Origin of the sequence: Streptococcus mitis B6, assembly GCF_000027165.1 — a bacterium.
Lineage (GTDB): Bacteria > Bacillota > Bacilli > Lactobacillales > Streptococcaceae > Streptococcus > Streptococcus mitis_AR.
On record NC_013853.1, the window covers coordinates 1476430 to 1498730 of the forward strand.

Here is a 22301-nt window from a genome sequence, read left to right on the forward strand (position 1 = left end):
GATTATTTCCTTATTTCACCCACTTACCTGAGCCATCTACTTGGTAGCCATCTGGGGTACGTTCGTTAACCGCCATCTTACCATTTGACTTGAGATAGTAGTCACCTACCCATGTATTACGGGCGTAACTTCCTTCTGATGTTAGATAATAGTAAGATTGGTAGCTACTATCATAGATCCACTCACTCTTAGCCATTTTACCATCTGATTTGAGGTAGTAACTTCCAGCCCAAGTATTACGGGCATAGCTACCCTCTGCTGTCAAGTAATAGTATGATTGATAGTTATTGTCATAAATCCATTCGCTCTTAGCCATGTAACCACCTGATTTAAGATAGTAGTTGCCTGACCAAGCATTTTGAACAAAATTACCTGAAGCATTTAGGTAGAAGTAGGAATTGTACTGAACATCAAAAATCCATTGATTCACTACTTTCACACCAGCTTTGTAGTAAGAAGAACCTGACCAGCCAGTCTGACCTGAGGCAGAGCTAGCAGATTGTTTTGGAGTTTCAGTCGCTTTTGGTGTCTCAACCTTCTTAATCGGATAGTATTTATGTCCAGAAATTTTAAAAACTTCTGAACGTCCAAAGTAACGTTTTCCAAAATCATCTGAACTGTAAATATCCAGATGATAGTTCCCATCTTTTACTAAGGTTATATTAATTCCCTCTTTTATTCTATTACTTCCTCCAAAACGTCCAAAAGAGTATGAAGAAGCAAGTGCCCCGGTTTCTTCATTAACTAGATCAAAATCAAGATGTGTATTATCATTAGTTGTAGAACTTCTTTGCAGGTCAACCAAAAGTGTATCTACTGTATAACTTCCATCTGTCTGTATCAAGGTGATTTTCAAGGGATTTTGAGTATCCTTGACACTCATATCTGTTAAAGCGTGAACTTCTGTCGGTTTAGAAGCTACATAACCTACTGACAATAAAGCACCAGCTAGTAAAGAAGAGGCCAACATTTTTCTGTTTTTCATAACAAAACTCCTTATATATTTCTATTTTTCTAAAAATTTTTGATAATTGTCTTATAACCTTAAAAGTAAATATAATTTTTTTCTAGTGTCAAGTGTTTAAGTTTTTCCCATAGCATTTTCTCCTTCGATGGCTAATAGAATAGGATTGAGTGATAAGTCAATCCTTGTTATACTAGTATAACAAGCTAGCTTTATTAACTATTCTCTCCCTTATCATACCATAATAGATATTTAAATTTTTTGGCATTTAAACTATAGTTTCAATATAATTTTTAAAATAAAAAATTAGCATAGAATTCTAATATTTTGTAACTATAGTTTACTTTTTCAAGTATTTTCTTTAAAATTTTGTATAATAGTTTTAGAAGGATTTTAAAGTAGTTGACTTATCTAAACTAGAATTGAAACAGGTAGTAGGTGCGTAAATCCTAGAAAAATGCTATAATTATTTTATGGAAGAGTTAAACTTTAATAAGGAGTTTAGCAGTACAAAAATTTGGTATCACGGAACGACATCTACTCAAGTTGCTTCTTTGAAAGATGGAATAGATGTCTATCATAGTAAACGTAACTGTGATTTTGGTATAGGATTTTATGTGACATCTAAGCTCAGCCAAGCAATTAAATGGGCTCAGCGGAAAACAAAAGATGAAATTCCTTTTAATCCGAATGTAAAATCGGTTGTTCTAAGTTATCAATTTCAAGAACTTGATAATTCTGAAACTAAAATTTTTGAAATTGACAAAGAATACTTTCAGTTTGTTTATAAAAATAGGTTGGAGTTAGATGCTAAGTCTGGAAATAATATTCATCATTTTTCAGCAGTATTTGGTCCAGTTCTTGATGGTCAAGTTACACGATTGAAAGAAACTTTAGATAATTATTTCCAAGGGTTGAATACCTTAGAACAAACTGCTAAAATTCTTTTGGGAAAATATCAGGATGATACGCAATTGTGTATATGTAGTCAAAAAATTGCAGATAAACTAACCCTAGTTAAGGAGGAAACGATATGATTTTGTCAAATGAAAAACAAACTCTCAGAGCTGAAGTAGAACAGTTTTTAAGGAATAATTATCATATTGCTCCTGATACTGTTTCTCCTGTTACAAATGTCGTATTGGAAAACTGGTTTGAAGAGTTAGATAATGGAGGTTCTCATTTAACCGCAGACCTTATAGCTGATAATATCGTAGATATTGCCCACCGTTACTCAGTGCATTAATAAGTCATTTGAGTTTGGTTCATCAAATATTCTCAAAAACTATTCATGACCACAAAAAGGAACAAATCTCTTTCTAGTACGAGATATTAACTCTACTATAAGGAATTTATTCCTTTTTGTGTTTACAGAACTGATTGTACATTACCTATCTATTTTTTCGTCATTTAAACTATAGTTTCAATCTTGTTCATAAAAACAAAAAATAGCATAGAATTCTAATATTTTGTAACTATAGTTTTCTTTCTCCATTTTTTTCTCTAAATTTTTGTATAATAGTCTTAGAAGTATATAAGGAGACTATTTATGGAAAACCTATATCCATTTGGAGCTACATTTAAGTACCTGCGCGAAGCACGAGGACTCAGCCTAAAGGAAGCCGCCTCAGATATCGTATCACCACAGTTCCTAAGTCAATTTGAAAAAGGAGAAAAAGGAATTTCACTTGAAAACTTTGCCAAACTGTTAATTGTTATCGGAGTTGAATGGAATGATTTTGTTCTCGCCTATGCAAATAAAGGCGGAGACTGCTTAGAATTACCTGCTATTGAATTTGGCAAGCATGTGGTTCATGAAGAAGATATCCTCACTTACATTGAAGAATACGAAAAATTATTTGATGTCTATCTAAAAGACAATCCACTTCAAGCAGAGATGATTTTCAAATCTATTAAATTAAGACATTATCCAACCATAGCAAAGAGTCCAGAAACTGTTGCTAGGATTCAAAACATTATCAATCATTTAATGAAATCGGATGTCTTTAATAGTATCGAACTTGAAATTTATCGCGTCATCGTCAATCATTCTCCTATGGAACTTATTGACCATATGACCAAACAATTATTACTTATGTACAAAGAAAGTGCCAATACTGACACCTACATCCGTATTTTAAATGCTCTCACTTTCTCCGTAAAATACTTCTCTGAACTAGGGTACTATCAAAAGGCTGATGATATTATTAAAAAAATTAAATCACTTCAGACCTTCGAACGAGGATATCTGGCTATTCCCCTCATGTTCCTAGAAGTTGAACATATTTACAATCAATTTAGATGGAATAAACCTGAGGCTATTCCCCTAGCCAAAAATCTATTTAATTATCTTCAAAGCGCAAAATTTATTGATCAGCAATACTACTCTAATTTTATCAACGCCTTCACCTATCATTGCCACGCATTAAATAAGACTGGTATTGATTTGTTCTAATCGTAAAAAAAGTTGCTCCATTTTAGGAACAACTTTTTTACTTATAATTAAAAGTCTCCCCAGCCAGCTTATCAGCTAGCTTGGGAAAGAGAGTATAAAACTTATGGGCTAGGTTCAACAACATCGGAAGATTGAGTTCTCGTTTGTTTTTTCCCATAATCTTGACAATCTTTTTAGCAACTGCATCTGGCTCTAGCAGGAAGCGGTCAACCGACTTGAGATAGGTGCCATCTGGGTCGGCTTGGTCGAAAAATCCTGTTCGGATTGGCCCTGGATTGACTGTCGTTACGTAAACACCATGAGGCATGAGTTCGAGACGCAGAGCATTTGAAAAACCAATAGCCGCAAACTTGGTCGCTGAGTAAAGACTAGACTTGCCAGTAGCAATCAAACCAGCCATGCTGACAATATTGATGATATGGCCTTTTCGACTTTCCTTCATTCGAGCCGCAAGGCAACGAGACAGATTCATCAGGGCAAAGGTATTGACCTCGAACATCTGATGAATATCTTGGTCAGAAATCTGGTCAAATTCCTCAAAAATCCCGTAACCAGCGTTGTTAATCAAGACATCAATCTTGCCATAGCGGAGATAGAGGTCTGCTACCAGAGTTTCTAGGGCTGAGTCATCGGTAATATCGATTTCAATCCATTCTGCATGGGGGTGCTTTCCGTAGAGTTGGGCTAATTTTTCCTTATTTCTACCAAGCAAGATGAGTTGGTCATTGGGCAGGAGTTTGACCATTTCTTGGGCTAGACCACCGCTAGCTCCTGTAATGAGAATAGTAGGCATACTGTTCCTTTCTCAAGCTTTTAGATTTCCACTTCTTCCAAGTCTTTGACCACATGGACGTTTTCAAAGACACTAGCAGCGTCTTTCTTGAGTTTGCTAATATCTTTTGAGAGAAAACGGGCACTGATATGGTTGAGCAAGAGGCGTTTTGCACCTGCTTCTACTGCGACCTCCGCTGCCTGCATGTTGGTTGAGTGGCCATGATTACGAGCAATTTTTTCATCACCCTTGCCATAAGTCGATTCATGGACCAGGACATCGGCATTGACAGCCAGACGCACACTGGAATCCGTTTTTCGAGTGTCTCCTAAAATAGTGATAATTTTACCTGGACGTGGCGCTGAGATATAGTCAGCAGCCTTGATTTCAGTTCCGTCTTCTAGGACAACATCCTGACCGTTTTTGATTTTCCCAAAAAGTGGGCCAAATGGGACGCCAGCAGCCTTGAGCTTTTCAGCATCCAGCGTTCCTTCTAGATCCTTTTGGATAACACGATAACCAACACAAAAAATAGTGTGATCCAGCTCCTCTGCATACACCGTAAATTTATCAGTCTCAAGGATTTTTCCTAAAGAATCTTGGTCAAACTCATGAAAATGAATGCGGTAAGGCAGGCGCGAACCTGACACACGAAGGCTGGTTAAGACAAATGACTTGATTCCTTGAGGTCCATAGATTTCCAAATCTGTCTGCTCTTCATTGGCCTGAAAGGCACGACTAGAAAGGAATCCTGGCAGGCCAAAGATGTGGTCTCCATGTAGGTGGGTAATAAAGATTTTGCTGACCTTACGTGGTCGAATTGTGGTTTCCAGAATGCGATTTTGCGTACCTTCTCCACAGTCAAAGAGCCAGACTTCGTTAATCTCGTCCAAGAGTTTCAGGGCGAGACTGGAGACGTTGCGGGCTTTAGAGGGCTGGCCAGCCCCCGTTCCTAAAAATTGAATATCCATTCGATACTTTCTAATTAATCAATATATAACATGGCTGTGCGGTTTTCCAATCGGAAATAGCGCTTGCCAGAAAAAGCTGTAGCTTCTTGTAATAACTCCTCTTGGCTGTAACCTTTAAGACGCTTGCGACCATCTGCTAAGATTTCTAAATCAGTCAAGGCTGTGAGATTTTCCACGCTAACAACTTCCTCATCTCCGACAGGCTTCATGTAAATTTTTCCAGACTCCTCAAAAACTAATTGATGGGGGAAAATTTGTGCAATTTCAAAAAGCAAGTCATCAGAAATCTTCTCTTCATTCTCAGAGAAAATCCGACCCAGACCCTCACTCTCATAACAAAAACCAAAGGATTTGCCAGACAGATTAAGCCGAATAAAAGGCTTGTTTTCTAGGGTGAAACTAGGTTCAGCATTGTAAAGATTCAGTTCCTGACTGAGTTCCGCAAAATAATCCGTCGCAGCCTCAGGACTCTTTTTCTGGTAGAGTTCTGCAAAGTAAGCATTGACTACACTTGGAGGAGGTGTGATCAGTGCCAACTGCTCCTGCTCTGTTTTACCAGCTAGAAGCTGATCCAGATAGATCTTGTCCAGACTTGTATAGCCCCCATATTTTAGGGCCAAATTTTTGATATCAGTCATAAAATTCTTCTAACCTCCATTTGTTTTTCTCAGAAATATAGCCTCTAATGACTTCCCCATCATCTTGATAATCACGTTCTTCCAAAATCGCAACACTTTCTAAATCATGAATCTTGTAGGACTTTGAAAAAGGCACGCGCAGGGTAAAGACTTCAAAAATATCCTTGATTTTCTCTAAAAATAAAGCCTGCAAATTCTCACGACTATCCTCAGACTTGGCAGAAATGAGGGCATATGGAGTTTGGGTAGGCGTAAAGTCCTGCACCAAGTCTGCTTTATTATAAAGGGTCAAACGAGGAATATCCTCCATGTCTAAGTCTTTCATGATGGAAAGAACTGTTTTTTCATGTTCCTCATGGTAAGGATTGCTGGCATCGATAACATGAACCAGAAGGTCCACATGCTTGCTTTCTTCCAAGGTCGACTTGAAACTGGACACCAACTCTGTCGGCAAATCTTGGATAAAGCCCACGGTATCAGTCAAGGTCACCTGAAGATTGCCCCCAAGATGAATACTCTTAGTTGTCGCATCCAGAGTTGCAAATAGCTCATCTGCCTCATACTGGATCTTACTGGTCAAGGTGTTCATGATAGTTGACTTCCCAGCATTGGTATAACCAATCAACCCAATCTTAAAGGTACTCGACTCCAAACGTTTTTCTCTGACAGTCGCCCGATTTTTCTCAACCACCTTGAGCTGGCGCTCGATGTCTGTGATTTGGTTGCGAACGCTACGACGGTTCAGCTCCAACTGGCTTTCACCAGGCCCACGGGAACCAATTCCCCCTGCCTGACGGCTGAGCATAATCCCCTGACCAACCAAGCGAGGCAAGAGATATTTGAGCTGGGCTAGGTGGACTTGGAGCTTCCCTTCATGGCTTCTAGCTCGCATGGCAAAGATATCAAAAATCAACTGCATACGGTCAATGACCTTGACACCCAGAACTTCTTCTAGATTGACATTTTGCCGTGGAGTCAAGCGGTTGTTGACAATGACAGTCGTAATTTCTTCTGCCTCCACCATAAGCGCAATTTCTTCTAACTTACCAGATCCGACGAAGGTCTTGGAGTCATACTTTTCCCGTTTTTGTCTGTAGCTATCTACAACGACTGCCCCAGCTGTCTTAGCTAGACTGGCCAATTCTTCCATAGAGAGGTCAAAATTGTCCATGCCCTGCAATTCCACACCTATGAGCAGAACTCGCTCCTCTTTTTTCTCCGTATCAATCATCTAAAAACTCCTCTATCTGGCTTAAAATGCGGTCTTGCACACCAGATTCTCCAATCTGATAAAAGGTAACCTGCATGCGATTACGGAACCAGGTCAACTGACGCTTGGCAAAACGACGAGTCGCCTGTTTGAGACTCTCACTAGCTTCCTCCAAACTCTGCTCCCCACGAAAATAAGGAAAGAGTTCCTTGTAGCCAATCCCTTTAGTCGCCTGCACATCTGGATAATGGTCAAAAAGCCACTTGGCTTCATCCAAAAGCCCAGCCTCAAACATCAAATCCACTCGGTGGTTGATACGTTCATATAATTGACTACGTTCATCATCCAAGCAGATAATCAATGGTTCATACAAGGTCTCTTGATTTTCCAAATCCTGAGAAAAATGAGCAATTTCCAAGGCACGCATGGCACGACGACGGTTAAACTGGGGGATTTCAAGACCTGCTTGCTCTACGAGTTGGGCTAACTCCTCATCTGAATATGGCTCCAAACTAGCTCGATAAGCTAAAATCTCCTCATGAGGAGTCTCCCCACCTAGGTGGTAACCTTCTAGCAAGCTCTGGATATAAAGTCCAGTCCCACCGGCGATAATGGCTAGCTTGCCACGGCTGTGAATATCCACAATAGCCATCTTAGCTTCTGAAACAAAATCAAAAGCCGAGTAAGACTCGGTTACCTCTCTAACATCGATTAAATGATGGGAAACAGTTGCCTGCTCTTCTGGACTAGCCTTAGCCGTCCCAATATCAAGTCCTCGATAGACTTGCTGGCTATCACCACTAACCACTTCGCCATTAAAACGCTTTGCAACTTCAATAGCAAGGGCTGTTTTTCCAACAGCAGTCGGTCCAACAATCACAATTATTTTTGTTTTCATCTTTTTTCCTTGAAAAATTCCCATTTTTTCGTTACTATTATTATAACATAAAAAGGTCAGTCAGAAAAATGTGACCTCTTGAGGAGGCTGGCTGATTAAGAAGATAAAGGAGGAAGACTCATGGCTAAAGGATTCGCTAAAGGTCTTGTAACAGGTGTCGCAGGAACTGTTGCTGCAGTTGCAGGTGCAGTTTACGCATTCAAAAAGAAAGTGATCGAACCAGAAGAACAAAAAGCAGCTTTCATCGAAGAAAACCGTAAAAAAGCAGCGCGCCGTCGCGTATCGCGTTAATCAACAAAAGAAGTTGGGATTCATTGTCTCAACTTCTTTTTTAGTTGCTAAATAGCCAAGTCAAATTTCAACTGAGGCTTCACGGGATTATAGTCAACCAACTCAAAATCATCTGCTCTAATATCAAAGAAATTAGTCTTGTCTGGTACGTTCAAGACCAAACGTGGTTGACAATTTGAAGGTTCACGGCGAAGCAATTCTTGAGCTTGTTCAAATTGATTGTCATAGATATGGAGGTTGTTGATGAAGTAAAAGAACTTACCGACCTTCCAACCAAAGTGCTTAGCAATCATCATTTGAAGAGCCACGTACTGCATAGCGTTGATATGGTGGGCCACCAGCATGTCATTCGAACGCTGGGTCAAGGTCGCATCCAGATAGATTTCTCCATCTACACGGCGGACATCAAACATGGTCTGAAAGGCACATGGGAGTAGCCCATCTGTTTCTTCGAAAGCTTGGTAATCCCAGAGAGAAATAATATTGCGGCGGTTCCAAGGGTTGGCTTCCAACTGCTTGAGAAGCTTATTGATGATATCGTGTTTCTTAACCACGGCACCATAGCGCTCACCAATGGTTCCTGTATCTCCCACTTCCCAGTCATTCCAGTAATGAACATTGTACTTGTCATTAAGCACGTCTAGGCTATTGGACTGATCTTGGTAAATCCAGAGTACTTCTTTGATAGCTGATTTGATGGCAATGGGACGCAAGGTTGTGATGGGGAATTCGCCCTTAGCCAAATCATACTCAGCAAAGGCACCTGTTACGTACTTGGAGTTAGCAACTGTCCCATCCTTATACTTAGGACGAGCCTGCTCAGAAAAGACACCGTCTTTGAGGATTCGTTCAATATTCTCTTTAAAAATCGTATCTGCTTTTGTCATTTCGTTTCACCTCATTCATTGTCCTAACTAGTATAGCATAAAAAATAAAAGAGGAACATTACTAACTCTAGGTTAGCATTTTCCCTCTTTTATTATTTTATTGCAATACAAGTGATGCTGCTCCGATAACTCCAGCATCATTTCCTAGAGTTGCAAGAGCCAATTTTGTTGATGTGCGTACTTGTGGGAAGCTATTTTCGTCGTAGACTTTTTGAACACCTTGTAGAAGGAATTCTCCTGCAGCTGACACACCACCACCGATGACGATTGTTGATGGGTTTAGGATTGAGCCAATATTAGCACAAGCGATTCCCAAATAACGTGAGAAGTTACGGTAAACGATCAAAGCAAGGTCGTCTCCTTCTTTTGCCAAATCAAAGACAGTCTTAGCAGTTACTTCTTCTCCATTATCAATCAAACGTTTCAAGACTGCATCGCCTTCGTATTCATCGGCATAGCGACGAGTCAAGTTAACAATCCCTGTTGCTGAAGCAACTGTCTCAAGGCAGCCTTTCTTACCGCAAGTACATGCGATTGGTTGGTCAAAGTCAACAGTGATGTGGCCAAGCTCACCTGCTGCACCAGCAACACCATGAAGCAATTTGCCTTCAGCGACGATACCGCCACCAACACCAGTACCGAGTGTCATAAAGACAACATCTGGTTGGTTATCACCAGCACCCATCCAGCGCTCACCGAGAGCGGCCACGTTGGCATCATTATCGATGAAGAATGGAATGCCCAAGGCTTTTTCAATCTTTTCTTTGATTGGTTGAAGGGTTTTCCAGTTGAGGTTGTAGGCACCGATAACAGTTCCTTTTTCACGGTCAACCACACCTGGTGACCCCATTCCAATACCTTGGAAGTCCGCTGCTGCTACTCCAAGCAAGTCCAAGCGATGTTGAATAGACTCAATCATATCATCAACGATATGACTTCCCTCATCCAAAATGTTGGTCTTGATAGACCATTTTTCTTGGATTTCTCCTGCTGTTGTCAAGATTGCAAATTTGATAGAAGTTCCACCAAGGTCAATCCCAATAATCTTTTGACTCATCATATTCTCCTTTTTCATTATAAATTAATTGAAAATGCTTACAGCACTAGTATAACAAATTTCACTCATTTATGCAAAGGTTTGCATTAACTTTCTAAATTTTATCTGATTTACGGTTTCCAGAGACCTGAAGCATCTACGTAGTAGCGGCCTCCATCAACTCGCTCATTTTTAGCCATTTTACCATCTGATTTCAAATAGTAGTTTCCTTGCCATGCATTGCGAGCATATGAACCATCTGATTTCAAGTAATACCAAGCTTGGTAAGAAGAGTCATAAATCCATTCACTCTGTGCCATTTTACCATCAGCTTTCAGGTAATAGCTTCCCTGCCATGCATTTTTCACTGGATTTCCAATTTCATCGAAGTAGTACCAAGCACCGTCCTGCTTAACCCAACCACTTGCTGTGGATGAAGTTGTATCAGTTTGAGTTGTAGCCGCTTGTTTTGCTTTAAAAGCACCCTTAGGAGCATTTTTCAATTCGCAAGCCACACCATCATGATCGCGGTCTAACTTGGCAGAATAACCAGGTTCTCCCTCGTGAATATCTGCATATCCATTCGCCCAAGCTTCTTTACAACTAGAAAAATGAATGTTTTCTTCTGCTAACACAGGTTGTGAAAACAAGGCTAAAACTGGCAAGGTAGCCAGACTCATTTTTAAAAATAAACGTTTGTTCATTTCTTTCTCCTATAACGATGTTATCGATTTCACTATTATTTTATCAAACTTATTTCAGCAATTCAAGAAAACTTCTGGTCTTTTCTACAAACTCCTTTGGTTTTTCCTTATTCAAGACATGAGGGCCGTCTGGTATAATCTGAAATTGGGATTCTGATATTAGTTTATGAAGACTTCTCATAGAACTAAGATTGGGTTTATCTTTGCTACCACAAATTAGTAAGGTTGGATAAGGACAAGTTCTTGATATATCAGTTAAATCAAGTGTCTTCAATTCCTCAGAAACTCCGACCATAAAAGCTTTGTCTGCTCCCTGTTTTTCAAATACCTTTTTGGGAAGTAGTTTAAAAATCAGCAACTGAATATAAAAAGGAATGTTACCCGCTAGTTTCAATGGACAACCTGACAAAACCAAGGATTGAAGATTTGGTATCTCATAACTTGAAAGCTCCAATGCAAGGGCAGCTCCTAAGGACAAACCGATTAGGACAAAAGGTTCTGTCTCCTCTGACAAGTGCTGATAAATGCGCTCCTTGGCTTCTTGATAGCTAGCAACTCCGGAAGGAAATAACTCTAGGGCTTCAGAGGGATAATCTACAAGCAACTCTTGCACTTCTTTCCAACTATCTGCTGACTGACCTAGGCCATGTAAAAATATTAGTTTCATTTAGCTCTCCTTTACTGACAACTCATACAAGCCCCTGACTGCATTACAGCCATAGATAGCTTCTGCTCCCTTCAAATCTTTTATGGTCAAGACTTTCTCTTCTACCTGTCCTGTTTCCAGCAAATGCTGACGGTAAATTCCTGGTAAGATCCCCAGCCGGATAGGTGGCGTGTAAAGTTTCCCATCAATCTTCAGAACCAAATTTCCGATAGTGGTTTCAAGAAGTTCTCCCTTTTCATTATGGTAAATCTTCTCTTGCTCCCCTAGGCTCAAATGCGGTCGGTGAGTCGTTTTGAAGTAGATAAAAGCTTGTTGCAAATTGGCCTCCTGCAGACAAAGTTTGGCCTGACAGAAATGTGGACTAAGAGGTGTTAAGATTTGTCGACTAAGTTCTATCTCTCCAGATTTGCTAAGGCTAATTCGCAAGCGGTAGTCTTGATTAGCTTCACAAGCTTGACACTCTTCCTCTATCTTTTGTTTCAAGTATTCTGCATCAAAAGGAAAGGCAAAATATCGACTAGCTTTTCTCAATCTTTCAAGATGTTGTTCTTCAAACAGCAGTTGTTTTTGGCTGATTTTCCCTGTAGTAATCAGTTTGAAACGAGCTTGTTTACGATAGAGAACAGCTGCCTTTTGATGAACCTCGCGGTATTCAGATTCCCAAGTGCTATCCCATGTAATGCCTCCGCCAACTCCATAGATTGCTTTCCCTTGATACAGTTGAATAGTTCGGATAGCAACATTAAAAATCCGTCGTCCATTTGGAAGCAAGAGACCAATCGTTCCACAGTAGACTCCACGCGGTTGTGGTTCCAAGTCCTTTATAATCTCCATAGTCGCAATTTTCGGAGCTCCCGTTATGGAACCGCAAGGAAAGAGAGAACGGAAGATTTCAACAAGGTCCACATCCTCTCGCAACTGACTCTTGATGGTCGAAGTCATCTGCCAAACCGTTGAATACTGTTCTACTTGGCAAAGATGCTCCACGTGCTCGCTCCCCACTTCAGAAATACGGTTCATATCATTGCGTAAGAGGTCCACGATCATCATATTTTCAGACCGATTTTTAGGATCCTGCTCCAACCAGCCAGCCTGTTCAAGATCTTCTTGGTCAGTTACCCCACGCTGAGTCGTTCCCTTCATTGGACGAGTCGTTAATTCTCGGCCATTTTGCTCAAAAAAGAGCTCTGGACTCATGGAAATCACTGCCATCTCATCATGTTCAACATAAGCATTGTAACCCGCCTCCTGCTCTACCACCATACGATTGTAGATAGCAAAAGGATTGGCACTTAAATCTTGCTTAAGTTGGACGGTGTAGTTGACCTGATAGGTGTCTCCCTGCCTCAAATGATGGTGAATCTGAGCAATAGCCTTTTCATAGTCTGCTGCAGACGTTACTTCCTGCCAGTTTGAAGGTAAATCAACCTCGTCATAAATCAGAGGAATAGGGGAGGTCTCCACCTTATCGTGAACAGTAAAGTAAAGCAAATACTCGTCCAGTAAAGGAGCTTTATGAACTGCTAATTTCTCCTCAAAAGCAGGTGCAGCCTCGTAGCTGACATAGCCCACCACATAATAGCCCTGCTCTTGGTAGCTTTCTACTTGAGCCAGCAAATCAACCACTTCTGCTATATCTCTCGTTTTCAACTCTTTAATAGGCTGGGTAAAGATGTATCTCTCCCCCAAAGCCCTAAAATCAATCACTGTTTTTCTATGCATACCTTAAGTATAGCACAAAATAAGAAAACCCTCATCCGCAAAGCAGATGAGAGATTTCAATTATTTAAAGATTGAAGTTTTAAAGCTGTTTGTTTGTTGAAGAAGTTTTTTGAATAATTTCTCTTTAAGTGATACAGTATTATCAAATTTAACTGATCCGTTTTTAAGAGTAGCTTTATCTTTATCAACAGCTGCAGCAAATGCATTCTTCAAGTCATCGTAACTACTATATGTAGTGCCGTCAATTGTAACTGGGTTAAATCCTGCTTTCGCTTTATCAACAACTTCTTTGAAGTATTCTTTCTTCCAATCTTCTAGAGTATTAAATTTACCATCAGAAACTTTCTTAATGATGAAGTCATCTCCTAGAGTAGCATGACCTGCTTGTTTAGACTCATTTTTCAGCATGTTAGAAGCATAATTTAGGAAACCTTTTTCATATCCAAAGTAACCCCACATACGGAAGGTGTTATGTTTGAATGACATTGCTCCTGGAGCACCTTCACTTGTGTTACCACCATAGATACCAGCGGTAATTGGTACAGTTACATAAGCAGAACCGAATCCAGTTGGGTCATACTGACCATTACCAGGACCGTGTTTGGTCATGAAGTTTTTCTCTACTAAGTCGTTAACAGATGTTAAATTATATTCTTTTTCTTCTGCATTTAAATCCCTAACGTTGTCGTATTGGTTCTTCGTATTAGCTCCACGTAGTTTTTTATCCACTTTCTTGAACCAAGCACTATTTAAGGCTTTATCCTGTTTATCAATAACGGCTTCTCCTTCAAGGTAGTCAAGAAGCATGAGAGTATCGTTGAAACCTTTCATGTAATGATCGATTTCTTCTCGAGATGCAAGATCATTTGGATTAGTGTTATACCATTGATTTCCATCATTTGGACGTTCGTAGGCCATGTTCAATCCTAGTGCTTTAAAGTCACCGTTTGGACTTGTTTCAGCAGGTGATTGTAACATACCTTGTGCGAACGCCTCTAGGTCAGTACCTTCACGGTGTCTTGAACCACCTAAGTAAACCATACGGTCATTTACGTGAGTTGTTTCGTGAGTGAAGGCTGAGATACCAAAGTCACTAATCATACTAGTAACCATGAAGAATACTGAATCATCTTTATAAGGGTTACCGTAAACACGAGCGACAGCTCCCATACGCCAGTCTGTTGCGTGATAACGACCTGTTGGTCCATATAGCTCACGAACTGGAGCAATGTCTTTACCGCTGTTAGTGTGACCGTATTTGTCAGTACCTTCTGGATAGTTTTGGTTATCTAGTACTGGTGTTGGTACCATGTTGTTGCTCTTAAGCAGTTGATTACGAACTTTATCTAATGATAGACGAGACCAGAAGTCTAGGTAATTTTGTTGAGCTTTTGCTACTTTATCGATTTCAGGTTTGAATGCCTCGCGTTCTGCTTCAGTCTTCTTACCGTATTTCTCGAATGAACTGTACGCTAGTGTATTATATGTAGAGATTAGAATCATGTGCGCATCTTTTAAGTTAAGAAGTGGTAGAATCATCTTACCATGCACGTCGTTGTTTAATCCTTCGTAGGCTCTATGTTTCTTATCAGCAAACTCAGGTGTTGTTGTTTTAGGTTCAACAATATATACATTATCTTTAGTTGCTTTTATGAACCAATCGTTTAAATCTGTGTCACTTGTAAATAGACGCATATTATAGTCTAAGAAACTGTTTAACTCGCCTATACCGATAACTCCACCGATCGTTTCGCGATAAGCTTCTAAAGTTCTATCACCTTTAATGTTATTTTCCTTAGAACCAACCTTAATCAAGAAGTCTAAGACGCTAACATTTTTACCGTAGAAGTCCGGTTTGAATAGCATTAATTTTTTAATATTAAAGTCATCGAATTTAACACCGTAGTATCGGTTGAGGTAAGACAAACCAAGAAGAACTGCTGCTTTGTTGTCATCGATTTTCTTAATCAAGGCACGTTTTGCAGCTTCATCAGTGTTCAGTTGGTGATCTTCATTTTCTACTAACTTCGTAACGAATTTATTAAGATTATCTTTAACATACTTGAAGCTTTCTTCTAAGTACAAATCCTTAACTGCATTGACTTTATTGCCACCAGTTCTACCCAAGTGTTGGTAAATCGGATCAGATTGTAATTCTACTGGACTTAACTTGCTTTCGATAGCGCTGATTAAGTCAGCACGATCTTTAACAACCATGTTTGGTGTATAAACGACTTCACCAAGTTCAGCAACACTGTATTCTTTAACTTGTTTCACTTTAGATTCTTTCGGTGAAATTGTAAAGATATCTTTGGTCTTATCTGCGTAGTGAACCAAAATATGGTCAGCATCTGTAAGGTCTGTGACAAAGTCATTGCCTTTCATCGCAGTAACAGACAAGACTTCTTTAGTTAACAAGTTTGAACCTTCTGCAAGCTTGTTCCCTTGGTTAACAATCCATTCTTTATTGTAGAACGGTTGAAGTTTTTCAACATTACGGTAAGCAAGCTCACGAGATGCATCGTAATCCTGAGTATCTTTGTAAGTATCGGCTTTTGGTTTGACATTGTTAAGTGAATCTTCAACAAGAGGGTTGATAACATAATCGTTAGCAGTTAATCCTAATGTTGCAATTTTCTTGTCAGCTTCTTCTTGTGAGACTTCTTTAATTCGGTTAGAAACAGAGAATCTAAATGAACGATTACCTGTACTCACATTTTTTACAATGAAGTTACGTTCTAATGCGTCATTTGAGAAGTATCCACCATCTTCGTCAATATCTTTAGATCCATAGAATACTTCACCATTTTCAACCTTCATCATAGACACAGAGTCAGCAACTTTACCCCATGCCCAGTTCTTGCTAAGAAAACCACCAACTTCAACAGGGGTGTTCACCTTAATAGTACCTTTAGTGACAGCATTTCGAACAGAACCGTATTTACCAATTCCGTTAGGATCAGAACCATTATCCGATCTAGCAACAAATCCACCGATACGAGCTTTATTAGCAACTATATCAGCTTCTACATAACCTTTGTCAACATTACCTTTCCAGATTTCGCCAACCATGCCACCGAAATCCCAACCTCTATCACCTACACCTGTAAGTTTACCGATATAAGCAACATTAGTAAGTTGTCCGCCATTATCTAATTTATTAACAAGTCCGGCAATTCCATCTCTACCAATGATGCTACCCGTTACTTTAATATTTTCAACCGTAGCATTTTTAACAGTTCTAGCAAGTGCAGAAATATTATCAACCCAAGGCATGTTAATATCAACATTAGCCAAGTTAACATCTTTAACTGAGCCACCTTCAATACCACCGAATAATTGACGTGTCATATTATGGATTGAATAACGTTGTCCGTCAACACTTGACAACTTACCTTTAAATGTACCAGTAACGTACTCTTTATTTGGAGTTGGTACATTGGCTGCATTTAAATCTGCACCCAGTTTAAACTCACCTGTAGGATTAGCTTTCATATCTTTGACAAGCTCGTTGAAGTTGTAGTAAACATTACCTTCTTTTGCTTTTTGTTTTTCAAAGTAATGAACATACTCTTCGCTAAGTGTGTTGTCAGCATTCCGTTGAATCAAATCAGGTGCTTTGGCTGTAACCTTATACAAGGTCTTGCCATCAACTGTGACTTCTTCAATCTTATCAACAGCCAGTCTGGTTGTTTTGTTATCATGAGTGGTCACTCGTAAATAAAGCGGAGCAACATCAGCTGGTTTTTCTGTTAGTAAACTAGTGTCTGTTTCGTTACCATCAGCGTCCACACTCATCAAGCTTGTTTCTTTGATATTTTTGATTTCAACTTTTTTGAGGTCAATTCTTAGAGGTTCTTCTTTCAGAACTTCTTCCTCATCACCCTCACCACGGTCATAAACCATCTTCGTTTCAAGTTTATAATCTTTGTAGTACTGTAAATCTGTTAGGGTAGTTGTCAAATCATCTGGTGAAACATTCAAAGTTTTGACAATCTCATCACCTTTTTTCAGAGTTAGGGTGATAGATTTAATAGCTGCCTTACTTGGATTTTCTAGACTATACTTAACATCTGAAGTCCGTTTCAAATCCTTAGGCTCAACTGCTGTGATGGTCAATACTGGTTTTTCAAAGTTCTTGGTACCACGTTTCAAAATTTTGTCTTGAGGTGCCTCAAGGATTTCCTCTGTAACTTTTGGAGCGTCCTCTGTTTTAACTCCCTTAATGGTATTAAAAGTCTTGGTGATTTTTTTCTGGCCTTCTTTTCCTTCTTGAGCTACAACTTCTAAGCCTTTTTTCAGTTGGTCATCTTCTTTAACAACTTCCTTAAATGGAATCTTTTCAAGACTTTCTTCTACAAGAGTTCCTTCAATTGGTTTTGTCCCACGACTTACCTGTTGGTTTACAGGCTCCTTGGTAACTTCTGTGCTAGTTGAAAGAACTTGGTCAGTTTTAACACCTTCTACTGTTTTATAAGTTGTTTTAGTAACTTGACTACCTTTTTCACCATTTCTTACGACAGTTTCTTCGTCCGTATACTTGGTTGGATCCTCAGTCGTTTCAGTTTTGTAGTCTAGGTCTGTAGTCGATGTTTCAACAAGGGTTCCCTCAGTTACTTTGTACTCAGGTAACTGTTCTTGTACAAGGGCTTGACCTGCTTTACCTTCCTCTTGTGTACCTTTTACTTCGATTGGAGCTTCTGGCAATTCTGGCTGTGTTAGAGCTTGGCCTGCTTTACCTTCTTCTTGAGTGCCTTTTACTTCAACTGGAGCATCTGGTAAAGTTGGTTGTGTTATGGCTTGGCCTGCTTTACCTTCTTCTTGAGTGCCCTTCGTTTCAACTGGGGCCTCTGGTAAGGTTGGTTGTGTTATGGCTTGGCCAGTTTTACCTTCCTCTTGAGTTCCTTTTGCTACTTGATGCGTTGGTTCAGCTTGTGGGGTTGGAGTTGGGGCAGGTTGCACCTCTTTCTTCGTTCCGACTGCAATGACTTGTGACACAGGATTTTGAACCACTTGGTCTTCGACGACTTCTCTAACTTCTTGACCGTTGACCATCGATACTTTGGTTACAAGGCGACGCTGACCCTTTACTCCAGCTGTTACGATACGAGTCTGTCCTTCTGCTAGATTCGCATCTGGGCTCGTGACTGTTTCAAAGGGAATCTCCACCAAGCTCTCTTCCTGTCTTGTCTGAGGCTTCTCAGAAACTGGGTTTTCTTCAACCGCAGGAGCAACCGGAGTCTCTACTACAGGATTCTCAACGATAGTTTCTGGAGCAACAGCAGGTCTTTCTTGAACGACTGCAGTTTTCTCAATTTCATTTGCACTTTGCTTCTCTACTGGCAACTGAGGCTGTTCTGCTGAATCTGGTCTTGATGGATGGAGTTCTGCTTCCTTGAAGTATCCGATGTACTCATAACCATCAATATGGATAATCCCTTCAGCCAAGCCTTCATGTGTAGAGACTGAAATAGTTTGGTTATAAGAAAGCAATTCTTTATTTTCAAATGCAAATGTCCCATAAGGTACAAAAGTGCTGGCTCCTAAAGAACCAATTAAGAGAACACCTAGGACTTCTCTACGACCTTTTTTGGACACCAAAAAGACTGCTAGAGAAGCCGTTGCCAAGCCAAGGCCTGCTAGGGCTAGCTCCTTACTTCCCGTGTATGGAAGTTGTTGACTGTTAGTTGCCTTCTTACGATAAACTACATAGAGAATATCATCATCTTGAAATTCTGTTGGAACCTCATGATGAATCAGAGCTTTTTCAGACTCGGTCAATTCCTGCTCCGCCAAATAACGGTAATGAACACTATGAGCACCACCAACTTCATTGGCATGCACTTTATCTACTGAAAGGGTACTGGCACCAAAAAGGAAGGCCCCAATGGCTACAGGACCTACCCCAACAGTTAGCTTACGAATGGAATATTTGGTGATTTTTTCTAGTTGTTGTTTTGTTTTTTTCATTCTTACGACTTTCTGATAGAATCTTGTGGATAATGCGCACGCGCACCTCCAATTAATTTTGGACGGCTAGCGAGAGCCGTTACATGGGCATGCCCAATTTCTCTCAAAAGAGGGCGAATCGGAACCTGAACATGCTTGACATGCATGCCAATTGCAGTATCTCCGATATCCAATCCAGCATGAGCCTTGATAAATTCAACCTCAACTGGATCTTGCATAAACTTGAAGGCTGCCAACTGACCTGAACCTCCTGCATGGAGAGTAGGAAGGACACTGACCATTTCCAGACCAAACTGCTCTGCCACCTGACGTTCCACGACAAGGGCCCGATTGACATGTTCACAACCTTGAACAGCTAGATGAATTCCTTTTTCCTCTAGGATATCTAGGATGGTCTTCACAATGATTTCCCCAATTTCTTGGCTGGATTCCTTACCAATCTGACCACCTATCACCTCACTAGAAGAAAGGCCCAAAACAAAGATAGATCCTTGCTTCAAATTAGCCTTTTCTAATACATCTTTTACAATCTGGCTTGTTTCTCTTTGAATGTCTTTTTCCTTCATACTTGATACCTCTTTTGTCATTATCTATCATATCGTTTTTTCTTGTTTTTAGCAAGATAGACAACCTAGAAAGCTTGCCCAATTACGCATAAAACTCCCAGAATTGACTGGGAGTTAACTAGTTTCTATTCTATTTATGTATATTTCAACCGTCGTACCTTTTGAGGGAATAGAATCAATCTTCATTTGGTAATGTTCTCCAAAATGAAGTTTGAGCCGTTGATCAACATTTTGAAGACCAACTCCCCCACGTTTGAGCTGACTTTGACTACTATCACCAACATCTTGGAAACCAACGCCATCATCCTCAATACGGATGACCAATTCTGAATCCTGTTTCTGGACAGAGACTCTAATATGACCCTGACCTTCCTTTTCCTTAATACCATGGTAAAGAGCATTTTCTACCAAGGGTTGTAGCACCAACTTGGGTAAGACTAGATTATCAAAAGTAGAATCTTCATCAATCTCGTATTCCAGCTTATCCCCATAACGTTGTTTTTGGATAAAGAGGTACTGGCGGACATGATTGATTTCGTCAGACAGGCAAATCAAATCCTTGCCTTGATTGAGCGCTAAGCGGAAATAAGTTGCCAAGGACTTAGTCACCTGAACCACTCGCTGACTATCCTGAAATTCAGCCATCCAGATGATAGTGTCCAAGGTGTTATAGAGGAAATGCGGATTAATCTGGCTGGAAAGTGCTTGAAGTTCATACTGACGGGTTGTTTCTTCCTGCTTGCGAATAGCTGTCATCAACTGATCAATCTGATCCAACATGGCATTGAACTGACGAGTCACCTCTCTCAATTCATAAGCACCAGTTTCCTTGGCACGAAGATTCTGATTACCAGAAGCAATCTCCAGCATGGCTTCTCTCAAATCCTTCAAAGGAGCAATCCAGCGCTTGAGACTGAACCATACCAAACAGAGACAGGCAAGAAGAGAGGTGACACTAGCCCAAAGCAAGGTCCACATGAGTTGATTCCGAACCTGGTCTAACTTCTCCAGCGAAGATACACCAAGCACCGTCCAATCAGTTCCAGCAATCTTTTCTTGACTGACATAGGATTTGTGATCTGGAGTATAACCTTTCCCTGTCTCGATGTAGGGTTTCATAGCCTCCATTTCGCTAGACGAACTATAAACTGTGTGTTGAGGATGGTAAACAAATTCATGGTTTTCATTGATGATAAAGGCAAAACCTTGCTGACCTAACTGAAGTTGATTGAGATAGGCTTCCAGAGTTTCGTAGGAAATATCCAAACGAAGCACACCAAGATTAGCCCCCTTGGCATCGACAAGTTCTTGAGTAACAGAAATAACCCATTGACTATCTGATTTACGAGCTGGTGTCAAAACTGGCTTAGCCCCCTGATAAATGGCCTTTTGGTACCAATCCTCAGCCATCATATCAGAGGAAGTTTTCATCTGCACACTATCATCTGTAGAAATAACTTGGCCTGATTTGGTTACCAAAACCACTGCTTTCAAGTCCTTATCTGCCTTTAAGATGGTCAAAAACAAATCTCGGATTCCCTTGACCTTATCTTGACTGGGATTCTCAGCATAGGCCATAACATCCGTCTGTCGCGTCAAACTGGTCGAGGTTGTTTCTAATTTTTTGATATAAGACTGAATAAAGTGGCTAGTCTGGCTGATGGTCGTTTGGCTATTGCCCTCAATGCTAGCCTCAATGGCTGATGAACTAGATTGATAGTAGAAAGTCCCAACCAGAGCTAGGAGAATGAGAAAGACCAGAAAGATGGAAATAACCATTCTGACTAGGAGAGAAGAACGCTTCATCGACCTTCCCCCTTCTTAAACTGACGAGGCGTCACACCCGCAATCTGTTTAAAACGTTGGGTAAAGTAGTTCATATCTTCAAAACCAACCTTCTCTGCGATCTCATAAATCTTCAGATCTGTAGTTAAAAGCAAGAGCTTGGCTTGTTTGACACGTTCTCGCACCAGATAATCCTGAAAAGGCAGGCCCAACTCTTTCTTAATCAAAGAACTCAGATAAGTCGGACTAAAGCCCAAGTCACTGGCCAAAGCCTTTAAACTAAATTGGCTATCAGCCAGATGGGACTGGATTTTCTGGGCTATGTTTCCTTCAAACTTATCGGTCAATAAATCTTGTAACTGCTCTTCTTTCTCTTCCTTATCCAACTTTTGCTTGATTTTCCCCAACATCTCCTCAATATCCTGACGAGAAAAGGGTTTGAGCAGGTAGTCATCTACACCTAGTTTGACAGCAGACAAGGCATAATCAAAATCATCGTAGCCTGTCAAAAAAACTAGATGGACCTGAGGATAGGTTTCTCGAACCAGACTGGCCAACTGGATGCCATTTAGCTGAGGCATGTTGATATCGGTTAGAATGATATCTGGCACCTGCTTTTGTATCAAGTCCCAAGCCTGTCTTCCATTTTCAGCTTGACCGATGATTTCCATATCGTAGGCTGCTACATTGACCAGCTTGGTCAAGCCTTGTCTTACCAGATATTCATCTTCTACGATTAAGATAGTGTAGGTCATGCTTCTCTCC

Annotated in this window: 18 protein-coding genes and 1 pseudogene; 4 read left to right on the forward strand and 15 right to left on the reverse strand. The window is 40.3% G+C overall.

Going from position 1 to position 22301, the window contains the following annotated elements:
* Positions 1-10: 10 nt before the first annotated feature.
* Positions 11-985: a choline-binding protein C gene (locus SMI_RS07445; RefSeq protein ID WP_000797312.1), complete on the reverse strand. Its 975-nt coding sequence runs from the start codon at positions 983-985 to the stop codon at positions 11-13.
* A gap of 452 nt (positions 986-1437) precedes the next feature.
* Here SMI_RS07445 and SMI_RS07450 point away from each other — a divergent pair, with 452 nt between their 5' ends.
* From SMI_RS07450 to SMI_RS07460, 3 genes are all read left to right on the forward strand, one after another.
* The gene (locus SMI_RS07450) at positions 1438-2001 is read left to right on the forward strand and encodes a DUF3990 domain-containing protein (protein ID WP_000391900.1); all 564 of its coding nucleotides are present in this window, start codon (positions 1438-1440) and stop codon (positions 1999-2001) included.
* A complete protein-coding gene (locus SMI_RS07455; RefSeq protein ID WP_000603807.1) occupies positions 1998-2210 on the forward strand; it encodes a hypothetical protein in 213 nt (70 codons plus the stop codon). Before SMI_RS07450 ends, SMI_RS07455 begins: the two co-directional genes overlap by 4 nt.
* Before the next feature lie 303 nt (positions 2211-2513).
* The gene (locus SMI_RS07460) at positions 2514-3419 is read left to right on the forward strand and encodes a helix-turn-helix domain-containing protein (RefSeq protein WP_000429574.1); all 906 of its coding nucleotides are present in this window, start codon (positions 2514-2516) and stop codon (positions 3417-3419) included.
* Positions 3420-3456: 37 nt separating this feature from the next.
* Here the strand turns inward: SMI_RS07460 and SMI_RS07465 are convergent, their stop codons facing one another.
* From SMI_RS07465 to miaA, 5 genes are read right to left on the reverse strand one after another with little or no spacing between them, the layout of a single operon-like run.
* Positions 3457-4212 (reverse strand): SDR family NAD(P)-dependent oxidoreductase, encoded by a 756-nt coding sequence (locus tag SMI_RS07465; protein WP_001142136.1) that lies wholly within the window; start codon positions 4210-4212, stop codon positions 3457-3459.
* Between the two features lie 20 nt (positions 4213-4232).
* Positions 4233-5162, reverse strand: a complete 930-nt coding sequence (rnz, locus tag SMI_RS07470; protein WP_000354332.1) for a ribonuclease Z — start codon at positions 5160-5162, stop codon at positions 4233-4235.
* 14 nt (positions 5163-5176) lie between these two features.
* On the reverse strand, positions 5177-5800 hold the full coding sequence (locus tag SMI_RS07475; protein ID WP_000129677.1) for a hypothetical protein: 624 nt from the start codon (positions 5798-5800) through the stop codon (positions 5177-5179).
* On the reverse strand, positions 5793-7031 hold the full coding sequence (gene hflX, locus SMI_RS07480) for a GTPase HflX (protein ID WP_000567353.1): 1239 nt from the start codon (positions 7029-7031) through the stop codon (positions 5793-5795). The genes SMI_RS07475 and hflX overlap by 8 nt, the downstream gene beginning before the upstream one ends.
* A complete protein-coding gene (miaA, locus tag SMI_RS07485) occupies positions 7024-7908 on the reverse strand; it encodes a tRNA (adenosine(37)-N6)-dimethylallyltransferase MiaA (RefSeq protein WP_000850208.1) in 885 nt (294 codons plus the stop codon). Before miaA ends, hflX begins: the two co-directional genes overlap by 8 nt.
* Positions 7909-8028: 120 nt before the next feature.
* Between miaA and SMI_RS07490 the strand changes: the two genes are divergently transcribed.
* Complete coding sequence (locus tag SMI_RS07490) at positions 8029-8199, forward strand: DUF3042 family protein (protein WP_001051780.1); 171 nt, start codon at positions 8029-8031, stop codon at positions 8197-8199.
* Positions 8200-8246: 47 nt separating this feature from the next.
* On the opposite strand, the gene SMI_RS07495 is transcribed toward SMI_RS07490, so the two are convergent.
* The 9 genes and pseudogenes from SMI_RS07495 to SMI_RS07535 all read right to left on the reverse strand — a co-directional run bounded on the left by SMI_RS07495 (position 8247) and on the right by SMI_RS07535 (position 22291).
* The gene (locus SMI_RS07495) at positions 8247-9086 is read right to left on the reverse strand and encodes a thymidylate synthase (RefSeq protein WP_000158612.1); all 840 of its coding nucleotides are present in this window, start codon (positions 9084-9086) and stop codon (positions 8247-8249) included.
* Positions 9087-9183: 97 nt separating this feature from the next.
* Entirely contained in the window at positions 9184-10143 is a 960-nt protein-coding gene (locus SMI_RS07500) for an ROK family glucokinase (protein ID WP_000078565.1), read from the reverse strand.
* A gap of 116 nt (positions 10144-10259) precedes the next feature.
* Positions 10260-10826, reverse strand: a pseudogene (locus SMI_RS10950) (excalibur calcium-binding domain-containing protein); the annotation flags it as partial.
* A gap of 49 nt (positions 10827-10875) precedes the next feature.
* Positions 10876-11493 carry an alpha/beta fold hydrolase gene (locus tag SMI_RS07510; RefSeq protein WP_000766564.1) on the reverse strand — a complete coding sequence of 206 codons (618 nt, stop codon included), beginning with the start codon at positions 11491-11493 and terminating at the stop codon, positions 10876-10878.
* Positions 11494-13215 (reverse strand): aminodeoxychorismate synthase component I, encoded by a 1722-nt coding sequence (gene pabB, locus SMI_RS07515; RefSeq protein ID WP_000554830.1) that lies wholly within the window; start codon positions 13213-13215, stop codon positions 11494-11496.
* A 60-nt stretch (positions 13216-13275) separates the two neighbouring features.
* A complete protein-coding gene (locus SMI_RS07520) occupies positions 13276-19185 on the reverse strand; it encodes a ZmpA/ZmpB/ZmpC family metallo-endopeptidase (protein ID WP_000751576.1) in 5910 nt (1969 codons plus the stop codon).
* A 2-nt stretch (positions 19186-19187) separates the two neighbouring features.
* Entirely contained in the window at positions 19188-19751 is a 564-nt protein-coding gene (locus SMI_RS07525) for a TIGR01440 family protein (RefSeq protein WP_000659519.1), read from the reverse strand.
* Positions 19752-19865: 114 nt separating this feature from the next.
* A complete protein-coding gene (locus tag SMI_RS07530) occupies positions 19866-21557 on the reverse strand; it encodes a cache domain-containing sensor histidine kinase (RefSeq protein WP_000831067.1) in 1692 nt (563 codons plus the stop codon).
* Positions 21554-22291: a response regulator transcription factor gene (locus SMI_RS07535; RefSeq protein ID WP_000222603.1), complete on the reverse strand. Its 738-nt coding sequence runs from the start codon at positions 22289-22291 to the stop codon at positions 21554-21556. Before SMI_RS07535 ends, SMI_RS07530 begins: the two co-directional genes overlap by 4 nt.
* Positions 22292-22301: the final 10 nt, after the last annotated feature.